This is a genomic window from Streptomyces sp. L7 (genome assembly GCF_050990935.1).
GTDB lineage: Bacteria > Actinomycetota > Actinomycetes > Actinomycetales > Microbacteriaceae > Leifsonia.
Genome location: NZ_CP194644.1, coordinates 639646 through 654752 on the forward strand (window position 1 = coordinate 639646; position 15107 = coordinate 654752).

Annotated in this window: 13 protein-coding genes; all 13 read left to right on the top strand. The window is 71.2% G+C overall.

What is annotated here, in order from left to right; all coding sequences use genetic code 11:
* Window positions 1-21 precede the first annotated feature (21 nt).
* Complete coding sequence (locus ACR5MH_RS03200) at window positions 22-972, top strand: 5'-3' exonuclease (protein ID WP_433862273.1); 951 nt, start codon at window positions 22-24, stop codon at window positions 970-972.
* Window positions 969-2696, top strand: coding sequence for a DNA polymerase (locus tag ACR5MH_RS03205; protein ID WP_433862274.1), 1728 nt, complete (start codon window positions 969-971; stop codon window positions 2694-2696). The genes ACR5MH_RS03200 and ACR5MH_RS03205 overlap by 4 nt, the downstream gene beginning before the upstream one ends.
* A 128-nt stretch (window positions 2697-2824) precedes the next feature.
* Window positions 2825-4498 (top strand): DUF885 domain-containing protein, encoded by a 1674-nt coding sequence (locus tag ACR5MH_RS03210; protein WP_431345934.1) that lies wholly within the window; start codon window positions 2825-2827, stop codon window positions 4496-4498.
* Between the two features lie 34 nt (window positions 4499-4532).
* Window positions 4533-5177 carry a DUF4166 domain-containing protein gene (locus ACR5MH_RS03215; protein WP_431345935.1) on the top strand — a complete coding sequence of 215 codons (645 nt, stop codon included), beginning with the start codon at window positions 4533-4535 and terminating at the stop codon, window positions 5175-5177.
* Window positions 5178-6161, top strand: coding sequence for an epimerase (locus ACR5MH_RS03220; RefSeq protein ID WP_431345936.1), 984 nt, complete (start codon window positions 5178-5180; stop codon window positions 6159-6161).
* 107 nt (window positions 6162-6268) lie between these two features.
* Complete coding sequence (gene rpsA, locus ACR5MH_RS03225; RefSeq protein WP_431345937.1) at window positions 6269-7711, top strand: 30S ribosomal protein S1; 1443 nt, start codon at window positions 6269-6271, stop codon at window positions 7709-7711.
* Window positions 7712-7858: 147 nt separating this feature from the next.
* A complete protein-coding gene (gene coaE, locus ACR5MH_RS03230; protein ID WP_431345938.1) occupies window positions 7859-8455 on the top strand; it encodes a dephospho-CoA kinase in 597 nt (198 codons plus the stop codon).
* 68 nt (window positions 8456-8523) lie between these two features.
* Window positions 8524-10590, top strand: coding sequence for an excinuclease ABC subunit UvrB (uvrB, locus tag ACR5MH_RS03235; protein WP_431345939.1), 2067 nt, complete (start codon window positions 8524-8526; stop codon window positions 10588-10590).
* A gap of 119 nt (window positions 10591-10709) precedes the next feature.
* Entirely contained in the window at window positions 10710-11441 is a 732-nt protein-coding gene (locus tag ACR5MH_RS03240) for a DUF4129 domain-containing protein (protein ID WP_431345940.1), read from the top strand.
* Complete coding sequence (locus ACR5MH_RS03245) at window positions 11438-12061, top strand: hypothetical protein (protein ID WP_431345941.1); 624 nt, start codon at window positions 11438-11440, stop codon at window positions 12059-12061. The genes ACR5MH_RS03240 and ACR5MH_RS03245 overlap by 4 nt, the downstream gene beginning before the upstream one ends.
* Complete coding sequence (locus tag ACR5MH_RS03250) at window positions 12058-13140, top strand: AAA family ATPase (RefSeq protein ID WP_431345942.1); 1083 nt, start codon at window positions 12058-12060, stop codon at window positions 13138-13140. Before ACR5MH_RS03245 ends, ACR5MH_RS03250 begins: the two co-directional genes overlap by 4 nt.
* Entirely contained in the window at window positions 13140-14468 is a 1329-nt protein-coding gene (locus ACR5MH_RS03255; protein ID WP_433862275.1) for a DUF58 domain-containing protein, read from the top strand. Before ACR5MH_RS03250 ends, ACR5MH_RS03255 begins: the two co-directional genes overlap by 1 nt.
* Window positions 14465-14992, top strand: coding sequence for a hypothetical protein (locus ACR5MH_RS03260; RefSeq protein ID WP_431345945.1), 528 nt, complete (start codon window positions 14465-14467; stop codon window positions 14990-14992). The genes ACR5MH_RS03255 and ACR5MH_RS03260 overlap by 4 nt, the downstream gene beginning before the upstream one ends.
* Window positions 14993-15107: the final 115 nt, after the last annotated feature.

The following is a 15107-nucleotide window of genomic DNA, read 5'->3' on the forward strand; positions in this document are numbered from 1 at the left end:
GGCCCCTTGTAGGCTTGCCTGGTGTCAGACTCCGAAAAGCCTACCCTTCTGATCATCGACGGCCATTCGCTGGCATTCCGGGCCTTCTACGCCCTCCCCGTCGACAGCTTCGTGAACCGCGAGGGGCAGCACACCAACGGCATCCACGGCTTCATCGCGATGCTGATCAACCTGCTCCAGCAGCAGCGTCCGACGCACCTCGCCGTCGCCTTCGACATCTCGCGCTACTCGTTCCGGACCCGCGAGTACCCGGAGTACAAGGGCACCCGCAACGAGACCCCGTCCGAGTTCGTCGGCCAGATCCCGCTGCTGGAGGAGGCCCTCCACGCGATGAACATCACCACCATCGCCAAGGAGGACTTCGAGGCCGACGACATCCTCGCCACGCTCGCCCGCCAGGGCCGTGAGCAGGGTTACCGCGTCCTCCTGGTCTCCGGCGACCGCGACACCATCCAGCTCGTCAACGACGACGTCACGCTGCTCTACCCGAACGTCCGAGGCGTCTCCGAGCTCAAGGTCTACGACCCCGCCGCGGTGCGCGAGCGCTACGGCGTCGAGCCGCACCAGTACCCGGAGATCGCGGCGCTGGTCGGCGAGACGAGCGACAACCTGATCGGCATCGACAAGGTCGGCGAGAAGACCGCGGTCAAGTGGGTGCAGCAGTACGGCACGGTGGAGAACATCGTCGCCCACGCCGACGAGATCAAGGGAGTCGTGGGCCAGAACCTCCGCGACCAGCAGGAGAACGCGCTGCGCAACCGCCGGCTCAACAAGCTGCTCGACGACGTGGAGCTGGAGGTCGGCCCGGCCGACCTCGAGCGCAAGCCGCTCAACGAGAACGCCGTGCGCGACATCTTCGCGCGCCTCCAGTTCAAGACCCTCCTCGACCGGCTGCTGAAGGCCGCGGCCGAGGACGGCACGCTCACCGGCGCGGGCGGCACGGCCCCTCGGAGGGCGACGCCGGCGCGGTGAGCGCCCCGGTCGTCCGCACGCTCATCGACGAGGAGCTCGCGAACTGGCTCGAGAAGGCGTCTGCCGACGGCGCCGCGGTCGCGGTCCAGCTCGAGCTCGGCCCAGCGGGCATCAGCGGCTTCGGCCTCGCCGCCGCCGACGACACGGTCTACGTCCCGTGGGCTCCTGGTCGTCCCGACTACACGGCGCTGGAGGAGTGGCTGGCGAGCAGCGCTCCGAAGTACTTCTTCCACGCCAAGCCGCAGTTCAAGGCGCTGAGCCGTGCCGGCTTCGTGGTCGACGGGCTCGCCTTCGACACCCGGATCGCGTCCTGGCTGGTCAAGCCGGGCGCGGCGCCGCAGTCGCTGGCCGAGCAGGTGTACGAGGTGCTGGGCGAGACCCTGCCGGTCTCCGACCCGAACCAGCTCGTGCCGCTGAACGACGCGGTGAGCCCCGCGACCGAGGCCTGGTACATCCGCCGCGTCGCCGAGGGTCAGATGATCGCCCTCGACGCGGGCACCCGCGCCGTGCTCGACGACATCGAGCTCCCTCTGGTCGCGGTGCTGGCGGAGATGGAGCTCCACGGCGTCTCCATCGACACCGAGGTGCTGAGCCGCCTGCGCGGCCAGCTCACCGACAAAGCCAACGACTACGCCGCCCGCGCCTACGCGGAGGTCGGCCACGAACTCAACCTCGGCTCGCCCAAGCAGCTCCAGCAGGTGCTGTTCGACGAGCTCGGGATGCCGAAGACCCGCTCCACGAAGACCGGCTACTCGACCGACGCGCAGTCGCTGGCCGACCTCCAGGAGAGCAACCCGCACCCGTTCCTCGACCTGCTGCTCCAGCATCGAGACGCGACCAAGCTGAAGCAGATCGTGGAGACGCTGGAGCGCTCGGTCGGCTCGGACGACCGCATCCACACCACCTACGACCAGACCGGCACCAGCACGGGCCGAATCTCGTCCAACGACCCGAACCTCCAGAACATCCCGATCCGCACCGAGGAGGGCCGCGAGATCCGCTCGGCCTTCCGCTGCGCGCCGGAGTACGAGACGCTGCTGACCGCCGACTATTCGCAGATCGAGATGCGCATCATGGCGCACCTCTCCGAGGACCCGGGACTCATCGAGGCCTTCAACGCGGGGGAGGACCTGCACCGCTTCGTCGGCGCGCGCGTGTTCGGCGTGGCGCCGGAGGACGTCACCCCGCTCATGCGCACCAAGGTCAAGGCGATGTCCTACGGTCTCGCCTACGGGCTCAGCCCGTTCGGCCTGTCCAAGCAGCTCCGCATCGAGACGAAGGAGGCGCGGGACCTGATGGCCGGCTACTTCGAGCGCTTCGGTGCTGTGCGCGACTACCTGCGCAGCGTCGTGGAGATCGCACGGGTCGACGGCTACACCGAGACGATCTTCGGCCGCCGCCGCCCGTTCGCCGACCTGACCTCCACCAACCGGGTGCTGCGCGAGAACGCCGAGCGTCAGGCGCTCAACGCGCCCATCCAGGGCTCGGCCGCCGACATCATGAAGATCGCCATGCTCGGCATCGCCGGCGACCTGATCGACCAGGACCTGAACTCCCGGATGCTCCTCCAGGTCCACGATGAGCTCATCTTCGAGGTCGCCCCCGGCGAGTGGGGCGCGCTGGAGGCGGTCGTCCGCACCCGCATGGCCGGCGCCGCCGACCTCCGCGTCCCCCTCGACGTGCAGATCGGCCGCGGCCCCAACTGGGAGGCCGCCGCCCACTGACCCCGTCGCCAGCCATCGCTTCCTCACTTCCTCCCGCGACACGCCGTGCGAAACCGGGAGAAAGTGAGGAAGCGATTGCTGCGGTGAGGGGGAAGATTCGGGTGCGTCCGCCTCGATAGGCTCGGGGCATGACGAACGCAGAGAAGCGCGAACCGACTCCGATCGACACGATCGCTGAGGAGTGGGTCGACACCCAGCTGGAGCTCCACCCCGAGTACCACGTCTGGCTCGGCCGACCCGGCCGTGAAGGCGAATACTCCGACTACTCCCCGGCCGGCGCCGAGCAGGCCATCGGCAAGGTGCGGGAGGCCCTGGCCACGATCCGGGCCGCCGAACCGGTTGACGACATCGACCGGGTCACCAAGATGGACCTGTCGCGCGACCTCGAGCTCACCATCGAGAAGCACGAGGCCGGCTTCAACCAGCGCGACCTCAACGTGATCGCCTCCCCGGCCCAGGAGCTCCGCGACATCTTCGACCTCGTCCCCACCGACACCGAGGAGGACTGGGCCAACGTCGCGACGCGACTGCACAACCTCCCCGCCGCGATGGACGGCTACATCGAGACCCTGCGCAGCGGCATCGCCAACGGCAACGTCCCGGCGATCCGTCAGGTGCGCGAGGTGCTCGCGCAGGCGAACAAGCAGGTCGCCGGCACCGGGTTCTTCTTCGACTTCACCGGCTCGGCGAAGACCCTCGACGGCGAGCTGCCCGCGTCCCTGAAGGCCGACCTGGCCGAGGGTGCGAAGGAGTCGGCCGCCGCTTACGCCACGCTCGCCGCGTTCTTGCAGGACGAGCTCGCCGCCCACGCGCCCGAGAAGGACGCCGTCGGTCGCGAGCTGTACTCCCTCGCCTCCCGCGACTTCCTCGGCGCGACCGTCGACCTGGACGAGACCTACGAGTGGGGCATCGAGGAGCTCGCGCGCATGGTCGCCGAGCAGGAGTCGATCGCGAACGAGATCAAGCCGGGCGCGACGGTCCACGAGGCCATCGCGTTCCTGGACGGCGACGCCTCCCGCAAGCTGCACGGCACCGACGCGCTGCAGCGCTGGATGCAGGAGACCAGCGACCGCGCCATCGAGGAGCTCGGCAAGACGCATTTCGACATCCCGGCCGAGATCCGCCGACTGGAGTGCATGATCGCCCCCACCCAGGAGGGCGGCATCTACTACACGGGCCCGAGCGACGACTTCGCGCGCGCCGGCCGGATGTGGTGGAGCGTCCCGGAGGGCGTCACGGAGTTCGACACCTGGCGCGAGTTGACCACCGTCTACCACGAGGGCGTCCCCGGCCACCACCTCCAGATCGCCCAGGCCACCTACAACAAGGCGCAGCTCAACTCCTGGCGCCGCATCGCGGGCACCTCGGGCCACGCTGAGGGCTGGGCGCTCTACGCGGAGCGCCTGATGGAGCAGCTCGGCTACCTGGACGACCCGGCCGACCGGCTCGGGATGCTCGACGGCCAGCGGATGCGCGCGGCCCGCGTCGTCCTCGACATCGGCGTCCACCTGGAGAAGCAGCTCCCGGACGGCTCCGGACCGTGGAGCGGCGAGTACGCCTTCGGCTTCCTGGCGGACAACGTGAACATGAACGAGGGCTTCGTCCGGTTCGAGGTGAACCGGTACCTCGGCTGGCCGGGGCAGGCGCCGTCGTACAAGATCGGTCAGCGGATCTGGGAGCAGCTCCGCGACGAGTACGCCCGCCGCGAGGGCGCCGCGTTCGACATCAAGGCGTTCCACAAGAAGGCGCTCGACATCGGCGGCGTCGGTCTGGACACGCTGAAGTCGGCGCTGCTCGACTGAGCGCCCCGGCGTCCGCAGAGAGCGCGTAGCCGCGATGACCTCCCCGTACCGGGCCGTGCTCGGCCCGGCGTTCGATGAGCTCCATCCGCGGCTGCGCGCCTACTTCGACGCCATCCCGGATGGTTCGGCCGGCACGGGCCGGGGCGTGTTCGACACCGTCGGCACGCCCCGGCGCTGGCTGTGGCCGGTGCTGGCGGTGTTCGGCCGGGCGCACGTGATGTTCCCGGTGTGGGAGCGCGCGGTGCCGTTCACGGTCGAGAACGTGCCCGTGAAGTCGGCCGACGGCGGCCCGGCGGTGCGCGCCGTGCGGCGGTTCGTGCTGCGGGGGCGCGTGCTCGACATGCGCGACGAGATCGGCGTGGACGGCTGGATGATCGTGGACCGACTCGGGTCGCCCGTCCTCGTGGAAGCCTTGTTCTCCGCCCGGGTGATCGACGGTGCGATTCGGCTGACTTCGCGCCGGGTCGCGGTGCGGGTGGGGAGGCTGCGGATCGTCGTCCCGCGCGCCGTCGCACCCGTCGTGGCCCTCACCGAGCGGTACGACGACGAGCGCGACGCGCAGTCCGTCTCCGTCGTCGTCCGCGTCCCGCTGATCGGTAGGGTGTACCAGTACGCGGGGACGTTCCGATACCAGGTCGGGCGCCGCGAGAGCGGCGGCGACGCCGCATCGGGGGAGTGAGTGAGCGAGCGCATCGTCATCGCCGGCGCGTCCGGCTTCATCGGACGCTATCTGGCGGAGCACTACCGCGCCGCGGGCGCGACGGTCCTGCTGGTCGGGCGCGACGGCGCCGACGCGCGCTGGGGCGACGCCGAGGCGCTGCGCCGGGTCGTCACCGGCGCCGACGTCCTGATCAACCTCGCGGGCAAGAGCGTGAACTGCCGCTACGGCGACGCGAACCGAGCCGAAATCTTCCGCTCCCGGCTCGACACCACGCGGGCGCTGCGGGAGGCCGTGGCGGCCTCCGACGCGCCGCCTCCCGTCTGGTTCAACGCCTCCACCGCGACCATCTACCGGCACGCCGAAGACCGGCCGATGACCGAGTCGACGGGCGAGCTCGGCACCGGCTTCTCGGTGAACGTGGCGCGCGCCTGGGAGGCCGAGTTCTTCGCGGGCGAGCTGCCCGGAACCCGCCGGATCGCGCTGCGGATGGCGATCGTGCTCGGCGATGGCTCGGCGCTCATCCCGCTCATCCGCCTGGCGCAGTTCGGCCTCGGCGGCCCGCAGCTCGACGGCCGCTGGTTCGCCACGACGGCGCGGCGCAACGCGGGCACCTTCCACGAGTTCCGCGCCCGCGGCGGCCGGCAGCGGTTCAGTTGGGTGCACATGGCCGACGTGCTCGGCTCGATCGAGTTCTTACGGCAGCATCCGGAGCTCGACGGCCCGGTCAACGTCGCCGCGCCGCACCCCTCGGACAACCGCACCTTCATGGCGACCCTGCGCCGCGTGCTGCGGGTTCCGGCCGGGCTCCCGGCGTTTCGGTGGATGCTGGAGCTCGGCACGGCGGTCATCCGCACCGAGACCGAGCTGGTGCTGAAGAGCCGCTGGGTGGTGCCCGAGCGCCTGCTCGCGGCGGGGTACACGTTCGCCTTCCCGGACCTGGAGCCCGCCCTCCGCGACATCGTCGTCGGACGCGAGTTGCCCCTTCCGCAGACCAGTCGGTAGACTAGACCGTCACTTGTGTGACATCCACATCCGCCTGCCGTTCGCGGAAGACACCCACAGAGGTTCGCGCTCGGCCTGATTTATGTCCATAACGGAGCATCTACTACATGACAACCGCAACGACCGACAAGGCACCGAAGCAGGTCGCAGTCAACGACATCGGTTCTGCTGAAGACTTTCTTGCCGCGGTCGAAAAGACGCTGAAGTTCTTCAACGACGGAGACCTCATCGAGGGAACCGTCGTCAAGATCGACCGCGACGAGGTCCTCCTCGACGTCGGCTACAAGACCGAGGGTGTCATCCCCTCCCGCGAGCTTTCCATCAAGCACGACGTCGACCCCAGCGAGGTCGTCGAGGTCGGCGACACCGTCGAGGCGCTCGTTCTCCAGAAGGAGGACAAGGAAGGCCGCCTCATCCTGTCCAAGAAGCGTGCGCAGTACGAGCGTGCGTGGGGCGACGTGGAGAAGATCAAGGAAGCCGACGGCGTCGTCACCGGTACGGTGATCGAGGTCGTCAAGGGCGGCCTGATCGTCGACATCGGCCTCCGCGGCTTCCTGCCGGCGTCGCTCATCGAGCTGCGCCGCGTCCGCGACCTGACCCCGTACCTGGGCCAGGAGATCGAGGCGAAGATCCTCGAGCTCGACAAGAACCGCAACAACGTGGTCCTGTCGCGCCGCGCGCTGCTGGAGCAGACCCAGTCGGAGTCCCGCACCACGTTCCTCAACAACCTGCACAAGGGCCAGGTCCGCAAGGGCGTCGTGTCCTCGATCGTCAACTTCGGCGCGTTCGTCGACCTGGGCGGCGTGGACGGCCTCGTGCACGTCTCCGAGCTCTCGTGGAAGCACATCGAGCACGCCTCGGAGGTCGTCGAGGTCGGCCAGGAGGTCACCGTCGAGATCCTCGAGGTCGACCTGGACCGCGAGCGCGTCTCGCTGTCGCTGAAGGCGACCCAGGAGGACCCGTGGCAGGTCTTCGCCCGCACCCACGCGATCGGTCAGGTCGCGCCGGGCAAGGTCACGAAGCTCGTCCCGTTCGGTGCGTTCGTCCGCGTCGCGGACGGCATCGAGGGCCTGGTGCACATCTCCGAGCTCTCCGGCAAGCACGTCGAGCTCGCGGAGCAGGTCGTGTCGGTCGGCGAAGAGGTCTTCGTCAAGGTCATCGACATCGACCTGGAGCGCCGCCGCATCTCGCTGTCGCTCAAGCAGGCGAACGAGGGCGTCGACCCCGAAGGCACCGAGTTCGACCCGGCCCTCTACGGCATGGTCACCGAGTACGACGACCAGGGGAACTACAAGTACCCCGAGGGCTTCGACCCGGAGACCAACGAGTGGAAGGAAGGCTTCGAGACCCAGCGCGACGAGTGGGAGCAGCAGTACGCCGCTGCCCAGGCTCGTTGGGAGGCGCACAAGCGCCAGGTCGCGAAGGGCATCGAGGAGGCGGCCGCCGACAGCGGTACCTCGTCCTACTCGAGCGAGACCGGCAACGGCGGCACCCTCGCCGACGACGAGTCCCTCGCCGCTCTGCGCGAGAAGCTCAGCTCCAACAACTGAGACCCGTCTCATCCGTGAACGGCCGGTCCCTTCGGGGGCCGGCCGTTCCGGCGTTACGCACCGCCTTTCCGCCGAAGGGCACCGCCCCTCAAACGGTCGTTGAGGGGCGTTGACGGGCTCCTCGGCGTTCGCAATAGGCTGGACATCGTGCAGCTCATCGGACTGACCGGCGGGATCGCCTCCGGAAAATCGACCATCGCCTCCCGTCTCGCCGAGCTCGGCGCCGTCGTCGTGGACGCCGACCGGATCGCCCGGGAGGTCGTCGAGCCGGGCACCCCCGCGCTGGCCGAGATCGCCGCGACGTTCGGCCCCGGCGTCATCGCCGCGGACGGCAGCCTCGACCGGCCGGCGCTCGGCGCGATCGTGTTCGGCGACGCGGGCGCCCTCCGGAAGCTCAACGGGATCACTCACCCGGCCGTGCTCGCCGCGTCGACTGCACGGTTCGAGGCCGCGGGCGCCGCCGATCCCGCGGCGATCGTCGTGTACGACGTGCCGTTGCTGGTCGAGTCGGCCAACGAGTACCCGTTCGACCTGGTGGTCGTCGCCCATGCCGACGCGGCGACGCGGATCGACCGGCTGGTGCGGCTGCGCGGGATGGACCAGGCGGAGGCCGAGCGCCGGATCGGGTCGCAGGCCTCCGACGAGGAGCGCCTGGCGGTGGCGGATGTGGTGATCGACACCGACGGGACGCTCGACCGCACGCGCGAGCAGGTGGACGAGCTGTGGGAGAGTCTGCGCTCCTGATCGGGGGCGGCGTTCCGCTCTCAGCGAGAGCGGGCCGCGATGTCGGTGGTCCTTCCTAGACTGGACTCATGCAAGCCACGCGTCTCGTCCGTCCGTTCGAGGTCGTCAGTGAATTCGCGCCCAGCGGCGACCAGCCCAAGGCCATCGCCGAGCTCGCCGCCCGCATCAACGCCGGTGAGACCGACGTCGTCCTCCTCGGTGCGACCGGTACCGGCAAGTCCGCGACCACCGCCTGGCTGGTCGAGCAGGTGCAGCGCCCGACGCTCGTCCTCGCCCACAACAAGACCCTCGCCGCGCAGCTCGCCAACGAGTTCCGCGAGCTGCTGCCCAACAACGCGGTCGAGTACTTCGTCTCGTACTACGACTACTACCAGCCCGAGGCCTACGTCCCGCAGACGGACACCTTCATCGAGAAGGACTCCTCCGTCAACGCGGAGGTCGAGCGATTGCGGCACTCGACCACCAACTCGCTGCTGAGCCGTCGCGATGTCGTCGTGGTCTCCACGGTCTCGTGCATCTACGGCCTCGGCGCCGCCGAGGAGTACCTGGAGGCGATGGTCGCCCTCCAGGTGGGCCAGAACGTCGGCCGCGACGCGCTCATCCGCCGGTTCGTCGCGATGCAGTACGAGCGCAACGACGTCGACTTCTCGCGCGGCAAGTTCCGCGTGCGGGGCGACACCATCGAGATCATCCCGATGTACGAGGAGCACGCGATCCGGGTCGAGTTGTTCGGCGACGAGATCGAGGCCCTCTATTCGTTGCATCCGCTGACCGGGGACGTGCTGCAGAAGATGGACGCCGTGTCGGTGTTCCCGGCGACCCACTACGCCGCCAGCCCCGTCACCATCCAGCGCGCCATCGGCACCATCCAGGAGGAGCTGCGCGAGCGGCTGCAGGAGCTGGAGCGCGAGGGCAAGCTGTTGGAGGCGCAGCGCCTACGGATGCGCACCCAGTTCGACCTGGAGATGATGGAGCAGATCGGCTTCTGCTCCGGCATCGAGAACTACTCGCGGCACATCGACGGCCGGCAGCCGGGCGAGGCGCCCAACTGCCTGCTCGACTACTTCCCGGACGACTTCCTCGTCGTGATCGACGAGTCGCACGTGACCGTGCCGCAGATCGGCGCGATGTACGAGGGCGACGCGTCGCGCAAGCGCACACTGGTCGAGCACGGCTTCCGGCTGCCCAGCGCGCTCGACAACCGGCCGCTGCGCTGGAACGAGTTCAAGGACCGGGTGGGCCAGACCGTGTACTTGTCCGCGACTCCCGGCAAGTACGAGATGGGCATCGCCGACGGCGTGGTCGAGCAGATCATCCGCCCGACCGGCCTGGTCGACCCGCAGATCGTCGTCAAGCCGACCAAGGGCCAGATCGACGACCTGCTCGAAGAGATCCGCGTCCGCGTCGAGCGCGACGAGCGCATCCTGGTCACCACGCTGACCAAGAAGATGGCGGAAGAGCTCACCGACTTCCTCGCGGAGGCCGGCGTGAAGGTCCGCTATCTGCACTCGGATGTGGACACCCTCCGCCGCGTGGAGCTGCTCACCGAGCTGCGCGCCGGCGTCTACGACGTGCTGGTCGGCATCAACCTCCTGCGCGAGGGGCTCGACCTGCCGGAGGTGTCGCTGGTGGCCATCCTCGACGCCGACAAGGAGGGATTCCTCCGCTCGTCGACGTCGCTCATCCAGACCATCGGCCGCGCCGCCCGAAACGTCTCGGGCGAAGTGCACATGTACGCCGACGTGCTGACGGACTCGATGAAGAACGCGATCGAGGAGACCGACCGCCGCCGCGAACTCCAGATCGAGTACAACCGCGCCAACGGCATCGACCCTCAACCGCTGCGCAAGCGCATCGCGGACATCACCGATGTACTGGCCCGCGAGGAGGCCGACACGGCCCGGATCCTCGCCGGTCGCGAGCAGCGCCGCAAGAGCCCGACGCCGAATCTGCGCAACGGCGGGATCGCCGCTCAGGGCGCGGCGGAACTGGAGTCGCTGATCGCCGACCTGAACGAGCAGATGCTCGCGGCGGCGGGCGAACTGAAGTTCGAGCTGGCGGCGCGGCTGCGCGACGAGCTGTCGGATCTGAAGCGGGACCTGCGGCAGATGGAGAAGGCAGGGCATCTGGGCTGACGTCCGGCCGCGCGCTGCCCGCGCGCTCCCGGTGCCTCCGCGCTACGGTGCCGTGTTGTGAGTGCGAGTGGCGGTGGTCCGGCCGCGCGCTCCCCACGCCTCCGCGCTACGGTGGCAGGGTGGGCTCGAAGGCGACGCGGACGCGGCAGCGGTGGGGGATGGTCACCGCCGCCGGGGTCTTGCTCGCCCTCTCCGGCGTGGCGCTCGCGTTCCAGGGCGCTCCCGTCTTCACCGGCCTCCGGTTCGCCCTGCCCTCCGCCGACCTCCAGCCGCACCCGGGTGAGCAGCGGGGCACCGGCACGCCGACCCCGCAGGAGATCCCGCACGAGACCCGCATCGACCTGACCTGGGTGACCTACGCGGTCATCGCGCTGATCGTCGTGGTCCTGCTCGCCCTGCTCTGGCGCTACCTTCGGCGGAGGCTGCGTCCCGAGTTCCCCGGCCTCAGCGGCGATGTCGACGGCTCCGCCGAGGGGACCGTCGCGCCCGAGCCGCCCGCGCAGCCGCGGCCGGAACCCGTCCGTCGCGGCCTCGACCGGGCCCTCGACCTGCTCGGCGAGGGCCGGGAGCCGCGGGACGCCATCGAGCGGGCGTGGCTCGGGTTGGAGGAAGGCGCCGCGGACAGCGGTGTCCACCGGCTCCCCGCCGAAACGCCGGGGGAGTTCGTCCGGCGCGTGCTCGCCCGCGTGGCCCCCGACCGCGACGCCGCCGGCGACCTCCTCGACCTGTATCTGCGCGCCCGGTTCAGCGACGCTCCCGTGACCGCGACCGACGTCGAGTCCGCCCGCACCGCGATCGAAGCGTTGCGCGCCTCGTGGGGGACCGCCGTGGCCGGCGGGACGCTCCGATGACCCGCGCTCGATTGCTCGGGCGCGCCGTCGGGTGTGTGCTCGCGGCCGCGGTCGTCGGGGTGGCGGCCTGGTTCTTCGGGATGGACGCCCCGCACTCCATCGGGCTCGGGTTCGTGGTGTTCGCTCTCGGCGCCGTGCTGTCGCTCCTCGGCGACCAGGCCGAAGTGACCTGGCCCGTCCCTTCGCCGCAGCCGCGGCCGGGCGCGCGCCGGGACGTCGTGCAGCTCGGCTGGTCGCTCGGCGCGCGCGGTGGACGGGTGTCGCCGGAGGCGGTCCGGCGCCTCCGCACGCTCGCCGCCGAGGTGCTCGACCGCTACGGCGTGCAGCTCGACGACGCGGGCGCCCAGCCGGAGGTCGTCCGGCTGCTGGGGCAGGAGTCCGCCGCCATGCTGCGGAAGGGCAGCGCGGCCGCCCCGCGCCCGAAGGAGTTCGCGGCGTCCCTGGCCGGGCTGGAGGCACTGGCCGCGCCCGGCGCTGCGCGGGACGACCGCGCCGCCGCCGCCGGCGGGGCGGTGCCGGCGGGGCGCTCGCCCACTGCCCCGCTCCCGGACGGCACCGTTCAGCAGTCTGGCGAACTGCCCACCGAACCTCTCCCTGCAGACACGACAGGAGCCGCATGATCCCGGAAACGTCGACCACCGCCACGTCGACCGCAGCTGCGTCGGCCACCGCCACGTCCGCCACCGCGACCTCTTCCGCCGACTCCGACGGGCTCGCCCCGCTTCCCGTCGCCGAGGTCGCCCGGCTCGGCGCCGAGGTCCTCGACCGAGTGGAGTCCGTCGTGGTCGGGATGCGCGAGCCCCTGCACATCGCGCTCGCCACCGTGCTCGCCGGCGGCCACGTGCTGTTCGAGGACGTGCCCGGCCTCGGCAAGACCCTCGCCGCGCGCAGCATCGCGAGCGCCGTCGGCCTCGACTTCCGGCGGTTGCAGTGCACACCCGACCTCCTCCCATCCGACATCACCGGCTCGTTCGTCTACGTGCCGTCGACCGCCGAGTTCGAGTTCCGGCCGGGGCCCGTGTTCACCGGGCTGTTCCTCGCTGACGAGATCAACCGCACCTCGCCGAAGACGCAGTCCGCGCTCCTGGAGGCGATGGCCGAGGGGCAGGTGTCCGTGGAGGGGCGCAGCTTCGCGCTGCCGCGGCCCTTCCACGTCGTCGCGACCGCGAACCCGATCGAGTCGGAAGGCACCTACGCCCTCCCGGAGGCGCAGCTCGACCGGTTCATGGTGCGCCTCGGCGTCGGCTACCCGGACGCGGACGGCGAGGCGCAGGTGCTCCTCGCCCGCGTCGCCCGACGGCACGAGGTCGCCACAGTCGAGCCCGTGACGGACGCCCGGACCCTCCTGGCGATGCAGGCGGGCGTCGAGCGCGTCGACGTCGATCCCGACATCGCCGCGTACTGCGTGCGCCTCGCCGCCGCCACCCGCCGGCACCGCTCCGTCGAGGTCGGCGCATCGCCGCGCGGATCGCAGGGTCTCCTGCTGGTGGCCCGGGCGCTGGCGGTGCTCGCCGGCCGCGACTTCGTCATCCCCGACGACGTCAAGCGGGTGGCCGTACCGGTGCTCGCGCACCGGCTGACACTGACCGTGCAGGCGTGGACCAGCGGCGTGAGCGCGTCGCAGGTGGTGCTGGAGGTCGTGTCCTCGGTACCGGGACCGCCGGCGGTGGGCGCGCGCGAGCGGCAGGCCGCTGACTGATGTCGCTGTGGTCGCGGGCGCGCATGCCCGGCCCGCGCGAGCGGAGCGAGGCGCCGGCCGGCGGGTCCGGGTGGGCGCTGAGCCCGGCGGTGACCGCGGCCGCGATCGTCGCCGCGGTGTGCCTGGTCGCCGCGTTCGTGCTGTCCCGGCCGGAGCTGGTGTTGGTCGCTGCTCCACTGCTGCTGGCGGCGGTGGTCGGCTGGTCGTCGCGGCCGGAGACCGCGGCCGCGCGCACCCGTGTGACGATCGCCGGCGACGACGCGGACGGCCGGGTGGGCGTGGACGCGGTGGCGGAGGCGGACGGCCGCGCGGACGGCGTGCACCTGCGCATCCACCGGGCGGACCGCCGTCCCGAGGACGCCGTGGTGACGCCCCGGGGGGCCGCGCGGCTGCGCTTCCGTGTCGCCGTCTCGCACTCCGGGCCGCAACGGATTCTGTCGCTCGCCGCCCGTGGGATCGGCCCGGACGCCGCGTGGACCGGCGATCCCGGCTTTCCCGCCGTCGCCGAGCGCGTGGTGCGGCCGGCCTCGCAGCGGATCCGCAGCCTCCCGCTGCCCGCGCGCCTGCTCGGCCTGACCGGCGGCCACGTGTCCACGCGGCCGGGCGACGGCGGCGAGTTCCGGGACATCGACCGCTTCCGCCCGGGCGACCGGCTCCGCCGCATCGACTGGAAGGCGACCGCCCGCCTGGCGCAGCGTCCCGGTGAGCTCTACGTGCGGCGGACCACGGCGACCTCCGACGCCGCCGTGCAGCTCGTGCTGGACGCGCGCGACGACGTCCCTGGCGCGGTCGCAGGGTGGGCGGCGCCCTACCCGCGCCCGGGAGCGACCTCCCTCGACCTTGCGCGGGAGGCCGCGGTCTCGCTGGCCGGCGCGTACGCCGCGGCGTCCGACCGGGTCGGCTTCGACGACCTCTCCGACGCGAGCCGTGCACTGCCGCCGCGGGCCGGATCGCGGCACCTGCACCGGGTCCTGCGTGCGGTCGAACTGACCACCGCTCACGGGTCGGCGACCGAGCGCGCGCGGGCGCCGAGGCTCGCCCAGGGAGCGGTCGTGTTCGTGATGTCCACGTTCCTGGACGACCAGGCCATGCGGCTGGCGCTCACCTGGCGGGCTGCGGGGCACCGGGTGGTGGTGGTCGACGTGCTGCCGCCGCGGACCGTCGATGAGCTCCCGGCCCGGGAACGGCTGGCGCTGCGGGTCGTGGACCTCGAGCGCGGACTGCGCCTGGACCGCCTGCGGGCGGCAGGGGCGGAGCTGCTGCAGTGGGCGTCGCCGGAGCGCGACGCGGTGCTCCGGCGGCTGGCGACGCCGAGGAGGCGCGGATGAGCGGCATGGAGATCCCGCCCGCCCCCAGCCGTGACCTCGGCCTCACGGTGCCCGCCTGGTCCCTCCGGGTCGCGTTCGCCGTCGTGGCCGTCCCGCTCGCCGTCACCACCGCCCCCAGCGGCCCGTGGCCCGCCGTGGCGGTGCTCCTCACCGGGGTGGCTGTCGCCGTTCCGCGCTGGCGGGTCGCCTGGGTGCTCATCGCCGTGCTCGCGTTCTCCACGCTCCTCGAGCCGGGGAGGCTCACGCTCCGGCTGCTCGCCGTGATCGCCGCGGTTCACGTGCTGCATGTGCTCGCGGCGTGGATTCTCGTCGTTCCCGCGGGGGCGCTGCTGCAGCCGGCCGTGCTGCTGCCGTCGCTGCGACGCGTCGTTCTCATCCAGGTCCCGGTGCAGGCGTCCGCGATCGTGCTGCTGCTCGTCGCCCGGCCGTCCGCTGCGCCGTGGCTCGCGGTGGTCTCGGGAGGCGCTATCGTCGGCCTCGTCGCCCTCCTCGCTGCGCTGCTGCTCGCCCGGCCGAGGGCGTGAGACCGGCGCCGAATGCGAATGTCGGTGGTGCGGCGTACGCTCGCGCGTGGTCGCACACCCTCTGTCCGGGTTGTTAGAATCGAACAAAGATTCGAACTCGCCGACAGGGGCCTTC

What these genes read in the sequence shown, in the direction of transcription:
- ACR5MH_RS03210 (WP_431345934.1), top strand. Translation starts at nt 2,825, where the DNA reads ATGACGAACGCAGAGAAGCGCGAACCGACTCCGATCGACACGATCGCT.
- ACR5MH_RS03215 (WP_431345935.1), top strand. Translation starts at nt 4,533, where the DNA reads ATGACCTCCCCGTACCGGGCCGTGCTCGGCCCGGCGTTCGATGAGCTC.
- rpsA (WP_431345937.1), top strand. Translation starts at nt 6,269, where the DNA reads ATGACAACCGCAACGACCGACAAGGCACCGAAGCAGGTCGCAGTCAAC.
- uvrB (WP_431345939.1), top strand. Translation starts at nt 8,524, where the DNA reads ATGCAAGCCACGCGTCTCGTCCGTCCGTTCGAGGTCGTCAGTGAATTC.
- ACR5MH_RS03245 (WP_431345941.1), top strand. Translation starts at nt 11,438, where the DNA reads ATGACCCGCGCTCGATTGCTCGGGCGCGCCGTCGGGTGTGTGCTCGCG.
- ACR5MH_RS03250 (WP_431345942.1), top strand. Translation starts at nt 12,058, where the DNA reads ATGATCCCGGAAACGTCGACCACCGCCACGTCGACCGCAGCTGCGTCG.
- ACR5MH_RS03255 (WP_433862275.1), top strand. Translation starts at nt 13,140, where the DNA reads ATGTCGCTGTGGTCGCGGGCGCGCATGCCCGGCCCGCGCGAGCGGAGC.
- ACR5MH_RS03260 (WP_431345945.1), top strand. Translation starts at nt 14,465, where the DNA reads ATGAGCGGCATGGAGATCCCGCCCGCCCCCAGCCGTGACCTCGGCCTC.